This window comes from Rhodoferax sp. UBA5149 (assembly GCF_002413825.1).
Lineage (GTDB): Bacteria > Pseudomonadota > Gammaproteobacteria > Burkholderiales > Burkholderiaceae_C > Rhodoferax.
In genome coordinates, this window is record NZ_DHXT01000050.1 from 1 (window position 1) to 6,303 (window position 6,303).

The 6,303-nt window shown below is 59.6% G+C and carries 7 protein-coding genes and 1 tRNA gene; 3 read left to right on the forward strand and 5 right to left on the reverse strand.

Features of this window, described 5'->3' with window-relative positions:
* The 4 genes from B3V69_RS03995 to B3V69_RS04010 all read right to left on the reverse strand — a co-directional run.
* On the reverse strand, positions 1-506 hold a 506-nt coding region (locus B3V69_RS03995; protein ID WP_296444024.1), incomplete at its 3' end, for a hypothetical protein.
* A gap of 65 nt (positions 507-571) precedes the next feature.
* Entirely contained in the window at positions 572-1,129 is a 558-nt protein-coding gene (locus B3V69_RS04000) for a hypothetical protein (RefSeq protein ID WP_296444026.1), read from the reverse strand.
* Positions 1,130-1,141: 12 nt separating this feature from the next.
* Positions 1,142-1,417: a DnaJ domain-containing protein gene (locus tag B3V69_RS04005; protein ID WP_296444029.1), complete on the reverse strand. Its 276-nt coding sequence runs from the start codon at positions 1,415-1,417 to the stop codon at positions 1,142-1,144.
* A 185-nt stretch (positions 1,418-1,602) separates the two neighbouring features.
* Positions 1,603-1,687, reverse strand: a tRNA-Leu gene (locus tag B3V69_RS04010).
* 40 nt (positions 1,688-1,727) lie between these two features.
* On the opposite strand from B3V69_RS04010, the gene cysM reads away from it, so the two are divergent.
* From cysM to B3V69_RS04025, 3 genes are all read left to right on the forward strand, one after another.
* Complete coding sequence (gene cysM / locus B3V69_RS04015; RefSeq protein WP_296444031.1) at positions 1,728-2,630, forward strand: cysteine synthase CysM; 903 nt, start codon at positions 1,728-1,730, stop codon at positions 2,628-2,630.
* A 76-nt stretch (positions 2,631-2,706) separates the two neighbouring features.
* Positions 2,707-3,237: an NUDIX hydrolase gene (locus B3V69_RS04020; RefSeq protein WP_296444033.1), complete on the forward strand. Its 531-nt coding sequence runs from the start codon at positions 2,707-2,709 to the stop codon at positions 3,235-3,237.
* 206 nt (positions 3,238-3,443) lie between these two features.
* The gene (locus B3V69_RS04025) at positions 3,444-3,671 is read left to right on the forward strand and encodes a sulfurtransferase TusA family protein (protein WP_296444034.1); all 228 of its coding nucleotides are present in this window, start codon (positions 3,444-3,446) and stop codon (positions 3,669-3,671) included.
* A gap of 7 nt (positions 3,672-3,678) precedes the next feature.
* On the opposite strand, the gene valS is transcribed toward B3V69_RS04025, so the two are convergent.
* A partial coding sequence (valS, locus tag B3V69_RS04030; protein WP_296444036.1) for a valine--tRNA ligase occupies positions 3,679-6,303 on the reverse strand: 2,625 nt, incomplete at its 5' end.

Sequence of the window (6,303 nt, forward strand, 5' to 3'; positions counted from 1 at the left end):
AGGCGCGGCTTCACATAGGCCGAGGCCAGCAGCGCGGTCTCGGACAGCATCTCGCCGTCGTCTTCCACCGTGTCGAAGGTGCCGGTGCGGGCAAAGGCCTCGACGCGGCTCCATTTTTCGGAGAAATAGTCGGCCAGCGCGTCGCTGCCGCCGTCCAGGTCGCCCATGGCGTTCAGGAATTCAACCGGGTCCGCGTCATCCCTGAAAATGATCGAGTTCACCATGCCGCGCAGATGGGTGCGGGTCAAGTCCCGGTATTGCTTTTCAATCACCACGGCGCGGGCAAACTGCGCCGGCGAGACCAGCAGATTGATGACCGACTCCTTGGAGTTGTCGTACTCCCGGATCACCGCCAGGATGTCTTTCGGCGGCAACTGCTCCAGCACCACCATCAGCGCGCCATCGCCCTCGGTGTCGGCCAGCTCGACCAGGGCGAATTCGGCGCCGACGATGTCGCCAGCCGCAATCAGGCTTTGGGTTTTTGCGATGAGGGCAAGGTGGTTCATATTATTTAATCAGTTGAGGACAGAGCTGGCTCACATCGTGTAGCTGCGGTCTGTCCCGCAAAGTTTCAGTCTTTTCTGTCAAAACCTTGTTCGACCATCCAGTCGGCGCCGGCTTCCTCGCGGGCGCGGGCGTCTTTTTCTTCCTCGGCGTCAAACTCGTTCAGGGAATCATCGTCTTCATCGTCCTCATCGCCTTCTTCACCGGCGTTGGCATTTTGGGTGGCTGGCGCAGTATCCGGCTTGCTGTACATGTACTCCAGACCCGCCGCCACCGTCAAAAACCATGCGCCCATGGGCTCTTTCAGTATCACTTGGGTTAATTCGTGTGCCCACGGCGTCAGATGCGCCGCATCCACCAGGCTGTCCCAGTCCGGAAATTCGTCCGACTCGTGTGTCAGCAGGTGATCCATCACCGCGGGCAACTTGAAGCGAAAGCCCTGATGGAAGATCACCGCCACCATCTCGGGGCTGAGTTCGATCATCTGGAGCAAAAAACCGAATTCTTTGCGTCGCTCGGCCAAACGCTGGCGCAGCACGTTCCGTCCTTCGGAGTCAAAGGCCAGATCATCCATTTCAGATTGGTAAGCCGAACGGAGCTGGAGGAAGAAGGGGGAAATTCTCATGTCGCGTGGGTCTTAAAGTAATGGGTTGAAGTAGTTTTGCCAAATATCGCGCGCCGTGTCGATCGGGCTGTCGAGCAGGTTGCGGCGCCGGTTGTCGTCGTAAGCCTGGCGTTTGACTTCATCAGACAGCACCTCGTACGCCTCTTGCACCGCCCGAAAGCGCTGCGGCGCGTCGGCGGCAGCGTTTCTGTCAGGGTGGTGCAGCGATGCTTGCTGGCGAAACGCTTTCTTGATATCGGCCAGCGTCGCGGCGCTGCCAAGCCCAAGGGTTGCGTAGTGGTCTTTCATGCGTGCGTTGGCGGTTAGTGTGACAAGACCTGATTTGGTTCAACCGTCTTGACACGTTTTCGTGGCCAGCAAAGCGACGAAATTCGATTGAATGAATTTTGGACCAGGAAGAAACCTACGCGCGCCAAACATCATTTGTGGCAATGACTTAGCCGTTTGACTCAACTTTGATAGCATTAAAGCTATGGTGCCCGGGGCCGGAATCGAACCGGCACGCCTTGCGGCGGGGGATTTTGAGTCCCCTGCGTCTACCAATTTCACCACCCGGGCAGGAAGAAGCGAAGACCGAAATTATGGCACAGTGTGAACTATGAAATATCCAACCATTGAAGATTCCATCGGAAAAACCCCTTTGGTGCGGCTGCAACGCATCGGGGCTGACGAAAATTCCAAGCGTGGCAACGTGATTTTGGGCAAGCTTGAAGGCAATAACCCGGCCGGCTCGGTGAAGGATCGCCCGGCTTTGTCCATGATCCAGGGCGCGCAGGAACGTGGCGAGGTCAAGCCGGGCGACACGCTGATCGAAGCGACCTCGGGCAACACCGGCATTGCGCTGGCCATGGCGGCGGCCATCAAGGGCTACCGCATGATTCTGATCATGCCGGAGGACCTGTCGATCGAGCGCGCCCAGACCATGAAAGCGTTTGGCGCGGAGTTGATTCTCACGCCCAAGAGCGGTGGCATTGAGTACGCACGGGACCTGGCCTTGCAGATGCAGCGCGACGGCAAAGGGCATGTGCTGGACCAGTTTGCCAATGCCGACAACCCGCGTGCGCATTACGAGACCACGGGCCCGGAAATATGGGCCGACACACAGGGGCAGGTGACGCATTTTGTGAGCGCCATGGGCACCACTGGCACCATCACGGGGGTGTCGCAGTTTCTGAAAGAAAAGAATCCGGCGATTCAAATCATTGGCGTGCAGCCCAACGAGGGCTCCCGCATTCCGGGCATTCGCAAGTGGCCGCAGGAATATTTGCCCAAAATCTACAACCCCGCCAACGTCGATGAGTTGATGTACGTGAGCCAGGAGGATGCCGAAGACATGTGCCGTCGCCTGGCGCGCGAAGAAGGCATTTTTGCCGGCATTTCAGCGGCGGGCGCCTGCTGGGTGGCGCAGGAGATTGCCCGGCGTGAAACCAAGGCCACCATTGTGTTCATCGTGTGCGACCGTGGCGACCGCTATCTTTCGACCGGCGTGTTCCCCGCTTGATTTAGATAAAAACACCCTCCAGCCCTCGTGGTATATGCGAGAGCAGCTACTTAATTAATAGCAGAAAGATTTTCCAATGACTCTGGCTTTCAAATTTTGTCCGCAATGCGCGACGTCCCTGACCTTGATCACGCAGGCCGAAGACGGCGGCGACAAAGAGCGCCTGCGCTGCGCGGCCTGCGGCTACACCCACTGGAACAATCCGACGCCGGTATTGGCCGCGGTGATTGAATATGAGGGCAAAATTTTGCTGGCGCAAAACGCGGCGTGGCCCGGCAAGATGTTTGCGCTGATCACCGGTTTCATGGAGGCCGGTGAAACGCCGCAAGGCGGTATTGCCCGTGAAATCAAGGAAGAAACCAGTCTGGACGCCAGCGAGCTGAACCTGATCGGTGTCTATGATTTTCAGCGCATGAACCAGATCATCATTGCCTACCACGCCGTCTGCCACGGTGAGGTGAAGCTCTCTCCCGAGCTGGTCGACTACCGGCTTTTTGCCTTCGATGACGTGAAATGCTGGCCGGCCGGTACCGGCTATGCGCTGGCCGACTGGCTGCGCTCGCGCGGGCATGAGCCGCAATTCATCGAGTTTCCGAAACGGCGCTGATTTGGCCCCCACGCTTGCCACTTCGTGTGCTGCGCTGCCCCCGAGGGGGCTGATCCGTCTTGAGGCGGCCCGGCGCCGGATTTGGCCCCCACGCTTGCCACTTCGTGTGCTGCGCTGCCCCCCGAGGGGGCAAATCCGTCTTGGGGCGGCCCGGCGCCGGATTCAGGCCAAGGTCTCTAAAATCACCCCAATTTCAAGGAAATTTGATGCAAATCGACAAAGAGCTCGACGCCCGTGGCCTGAACTGCCCGCTGCCCATTCTGAAAGCCAAAAAGGCGCTGGCCGACATGCTGAGTGGTCAGACCCTGCGCGTGACCTCAACTGACGCCGGGTCCGTGCGCGACTTCCAGGCCTTTGCCAAGCAGACCGGCAATGAACTGCTGGAGCAGAAAACGGTCGGCGAGGACTTCATTCACGTGATGCGCCGGCGCTAGGCCTGCTTTACCCCAAGCGGGTCAGCTGATCCTTCAACTTCGCCAGGGTTGCCACAAAGTCTGCCATCCGTTTGCGTTCTTGGTCAATGACGGCCGCGGGCGCCCGGGCGACGAAAGCCTCGTTGCCCAGCTTGCCTTCGGCTTTGACGATTTCGCCTTCCAGACGCAGCACTTCTTTGCTCAATCGAATCTTTTCAGCTTCGACGTCAATTTCCATGTGCAGGCAGATGCGGGCTTCGCCCACCACCGCCACCGGCGCGGCCTGAGCGGCGGCGGCCCAGGCGGCCTCGTCGTCAAACACCCGCACCTCGTTGAGTTTGGCCAGCGCTTGCAGGACCGGCGCCGATTGTTTCAAGAAAGCGGCTTCACTCGCCTGGTTGGCGACAACAAACAGCGGCAAGCGGGTCGCGGGCGACACGTTCATCTCGCCGCGCAAATTGCGACAGGCATCCACCAGTTGCTTGAGCTTGCCGACATGGGCCAAGGCGGCTTCATCAATGCGCTCAGGCTGACTGACCGGGTAAACGGCAATCGACACGGATTCGCCGCCGCGCCCGGCCACCGGGGCCACTTTTTGCCACAGCTCCTCGGTCACGAAGGGAATGACCGGGTGCGCGAGGCGCAGGATGGTTTCCAACGTGCGAATCAGGGTGCGGCGCGTGGCGCGTTGTTGGGCCAGACCTATCTGCGGGTCAACGTTGTCTCTGCCTTGTTGAATCTGCACCTTGGCGATTTCCAGGTACCAGTCGCAGAACTCGTTCCAGACGAAGTCATAGATGGTGCTGGCGACGTTGTCCAGGCGGTACTCTTCAAAGCCCTTGGTCACATCCGCCTCGGCGCGCTGCAACAGCGAGACGATCCAGCGGTCGGCCGGACTGAAGTCCAGATAGCCGTGCGCGCTGCCACCGACCGCGCACTCTTCCTTGGTGTGCTCGTTCAGGCCGCAATCCTGGCCTTCGCAGTTCATCAGCACAAAGCGGCTGGCATTCCACAGCTTGTTGCAGAAATTACGATAGCCTTCGCAGCGCTTGGCGTCGAAATTGATGCTGCGGCCCAATGACGCCAGCGACGCAAAGGTGAAGCGCAGGGCATCGGCGCCGAAGGCCGGAATGCCTGTGGGAAACTCTTTCTCGGTGTTCTTGCGCACTTGCGGCGCGGTCTCGGGCTTGCGCAGGCCTTCCGAGCGTTTGACCAGCAACTCGGGCAGGGCAATACCGTCGATCAGGTCCACCGGGTCGAGCACATTGCCCTCGGACTTGCTCATCTTCTTGCCCTGCGCATCGCGCACCAGGCCGTGGATGTAGACGTGTTTGAACGGCACTTTTCCTGTGAAGTGGGCGGTCATCATGATCATCCGGGCGACCCAGAAGAAGATGATGTCGTAGCCTGTCACCAATACGCTGCTTGGCAGGTAGAGGTCGTAGTCGCTCAGACTGTTGGTGTCGGCCCCGCTCTGGGCCGAGGCGGGAACGGCCTTGCTCATACTCGCTTCGCTCACCAAATCGCTGCGTCCGTCCCCGCCTCGTCCCAGAGCTGCACTGTTGGGCCAGCCCATGGTGCTGAAGGGGACCAATGCGGAGGAATACCAGGTATCGAGCACGTCTTCGTCGCGGCGCAAGGTTTTGCCCGGCGCTTTGGCTTGGGCTTCTTCCTCATTGCGCGCCACGTACACCTTGCCGTCTTCGTCGTACCAGGCCGGGATCTGATGGCCCCACCAGAGCTGGCGGCTGATGCACCAGTCCTGGATGTTGTTCATCCACTGGTTGTAGGTGTTGACCCAGTTCTCGGGCACGAACTTCACGTCGCCGGACTGCACGGCGTCGATGGCTTTTTGCGCGATGGACTTGCCGGTGGGGTCCTTGTCACTCACTTTCGTCATGGCGACAAACCACTGATCCGTCAGCATCGGCTCAATCACCTGGCCGGTGCGGGCGCAGCGTGGCACCATCAGTTTGTGTTTTTTGACCTCAATCAGTAGCCCCAGCGCTTCCAGGTCCTTGACCACTTTCTTGCGCGCCACAAAGCGGTCCAGTCCCTGATAGTCAGCAGGCGCTTCAGAATTGATCTTGGCATCCAGCGTCAATACGCAAATCATCGGCAATTTGTGGCGTTGCCCCACCGCGTAATCGTTCTGGTCATGCGCCGGCGTGACCTTGACCACGCCGGTGCCGAAGGCCTTGTCGACGTAGTCGTCGGCAATCACGGGAATGGTGCGCTTGCACAAGGGCAGGGTGACGTGCTTGCCGATCAGGTGCTGGTAGCGTTCGTCCTCGGGGTGCACCATCACGGCCACGTCGCCCAGCATGGTTTCGGGGCGGGTGGTGGCAACAGTCAGGCCCAGCGTCATTTCGCCGCCTACCAGCTGCGCACCGTCGGCGAACGGGTACGTGATGTGCCACATGAAGCCGTCTTCTTCTTCGCTTTCGACTTCCAGATCACTGACCGCGCTTTGCAGCACCGGGTCCCAGTTCACCAGGCGTTTGCCACGGTAGATCAGGCCTTGCTCATAGAGTTGGACAAAGGTCTCGGTCACCGTTTTGGACAGCTTGGGGTCCATGGTGAAGTACTCGCGGCTCCAGTCCACGCTGTCGCCCATGCGGCGCATCTGGGTCGTGATGGTGTTGCCGGACTG

Coding starts and splice junctions, on each gene's coding strand:
- B3V69_RS04000 (WP_296444026.1), bottom strand. CDS start 1,129: ATGAGAATTTCCCCCTTCTTCCTCCAGCTCCGTTCGGCTTACCAATCT.
- B3V69_RS04005 (WP_296444029.1), bottom strand. CDS start 1,417: ATGAAAGACCACTACGCAACCCTTGGGCTTGGCAGCGCCGCGACGCTG.
- cysM (WP_296444031.1), top strand. CDS start 1,728: ATGAAATATCCAACCATTGAAGATTCCATCGGAAAAACCCCTTTGGTG.
- B3V69_RS04020 (WP_296444033.1), top strand. CDS start 2,707: ATGACTCTGGCTTTCAAATTTTGTCCGCAATGCGCGACGTCCCTGACC.
- B3V69_RS04025 (WP_296444034.1), top strand. CDS start 3,444: ATGCAAATCGACAAAGAGCTCGACGCCCGTGGCCTGAACTGCCCGCTG.